The following is a 2,085-nucleotide window of genomic DNA, read 5'->3' on the forward strand; positions in this document are numbered from 1 at the left end:
AGTCTGCCTGACGATCGGCTTCCACGGAGGGCAGTGTGTCGATCGCGGTGTGTTTGATGCGGTAGCTGGCGCCTTTGAGGGCAATAACGTCGGCGTGGTGGACGATCCGGTCGATCATCGCCGAGGCGATGGTGGCCTCGCCGAAGACCTGACCCCAGCGGGAGAACGGCAGGTTGGAGGTCAGGATGATCGAGGACTTCTCGTATCGGGTGGAGACGAGCTGGAAGAACAGGTTTGCCGCTTCGGTGTCGAACGGGATGTAGCCGACTTCGTCGATCACGATGAGCGCGTAGCGGCTGATCTTGCGGAGTTCGGCTTCGAGGCGGTTGGTGCGATGAGCTTCGGCGAGGCGGGTGATCCAACCGGTGACGGGGGCGAAGGAGACGCGGTGCCCGGCATGGGCTGCGGCGATCGCCAGCGCGGTGGCCAGATGCGTTTTGCCGGTGCCGGGCGGACCGAGCAGCACGATGTTGCGGGCTTCGGAAAGCCAGCCGCCGGCTTCCAACCGCGCGATCTGTGCGCGGTCGAGGGCGGGTTGGGCGGTGAAGTCGAAGTCGGTGATCGTCTTGATGGCCGGGAATCCGGCGTATCGGATCCGTTGGCGGGCACCGGATTCCGCGCGAGCATTGGATTCGACCGCCAGCACGGCACCAAGGTAGTCCTCCAACGACCAACCGGCGTCGCGGCCCTGCTCGGCCAACCGATGGTAGTGCGCGGCGATGCGCGGCGCCTTGAGCAGGCGGGCTTGGTGGGCGATCAGCTTGTCGGCGTCACCCGGTGCCGACGAGGGGCGCTTGATAGCCATCAGGCGACCTCCCCGGTCCCAAACCGCGCGTCATAGGCGCTCAGGTCGGCGACCTCGACATCCACCGCCAGATGCGCACCCGCGGCAGGACGAGCTCGATACTGCTCCCGCAGTACCGCTGCGGCGGCGAGGTGACTCGGATCAGTGACCAGACCCGCGCTGCCCCAGAGCCGTTCGTGATCGGCGACCAGGCGGTCCCCACAGTGGGCGGTGACCCGGTCCAGTCCGGTGGTCACGGTGATCATCCGGCCGATCGCCTCCGGATGCACCGAGTACGCGTTACCGCCGCAGCTGACGTAGTAGTCGCGGCCCAACCGAGTCACCACCGTGGTGCCGACCGCCGGGGCCACCGGTGGCAACGCGGCCATCGCCACTCGATCGGCGGCCAGCGCCTCGGCCGGGACCAGACCCGTGGTGGCGTGGACGCGGCTATTGGCGATCCCGGTCAGCCACGCCCACAGCTGGGCGTTGAAATCCGCCGGCGAGGTGAACATCCGGCCCGGAAGGAACGAGGACTCCAGGTAGCCGTTGACCCGTTCCACCAGGCCCTTGGATTCGGGGTCATACGGGCGGGTCTGGATCAGCCGGGTGGCCAGCACGCCGCAGAACCCCGCCACCCCCTCGGCCAGACGGCCCCGTTGCCCGATACCAGACTCGTTGTCCCACAACAGTGTTCGAGGCACCGCCCCGATATTGCAGGAGAGCAGCTGCCACATGCCGGCCAGCAGATCCCCGGTCACCCGCGACGGGATCATCATCGCCGCGATGAACCGCGAATACGCGGCCACCATCACCAACACCGGAAACGACCGCAACACCCCGGCGTGATCGGGCACCAACCCACCGGGGAACCACAGATCGCACTGCACCTGCTCGCCGGGCAGATGCACCAGACGATCACACGGGTCAGTCGGCGCGTACTCCGGACGGATCCGGGCGACGTTCTCGGCGAACCAGGAATGCCCGCCCGTCCAACCCACCCGCTGCGCGAGCACAGTGGACGGCATGGTCGGAAACTGCCCCAGCAGCACCCGCACCGCCATCTCGATCTGCGCCCACGCCGACGTCGTCGACGGCACGCGTTCATAACGTGGTGGCGCCTCGGCGCTGATCGCCTTGGCCACGGTGTTGCGCGACAGCGACAACCGCCGCGCGATCGCAGCCTGCGACAGGTTCTCCGACCGATACAGCCGTCGAATCTCCGCCCAATCCTCCACAGTGATCACTCTCCAATCAGAAGGGTGCTCACTTTTCGACCGGAACTACCTGCTCACTTTTCG

2 protein-coding genes are annotated in these 2,085 nt (G+C 66.9%); both read right to left on the bottom strand.

The features are described from left to right. Positions 1–805: IS21-like element helper ATPase IstB (gene istB, locus A5784_RS20230; RefSeq protein ID WP_064946685.1), on the bottom strand; the 805-nt coding region annotated here is incomplete at its 3' end. After that, on the bottom strand, positions 805–2,022 hold the full coding sequence (gene istA / locus A5784_RS20235) for an IS21 family transposase (protein ID WP_082944963.1): 1,218 nt from the start codon (positions 2,020–2,022) through the stop codon (positions 805–807). The genes istA and istB, both read right to left, overlap by 1 nt. Between the last annotated feature and the right edge of the window lie 63 nt (positions 2,023–2,085).

The sequence above is a fragment of the Mycobacterium sp. 852013-50091_SCH5140682 genome, assembly GCF_001665685.1.
Taxonomy (GTDB): Bacteria; Actinomycetota; Actinomycetes; order Mycobacteriales; family Mycobacteriaceae; genus Mycobacterium.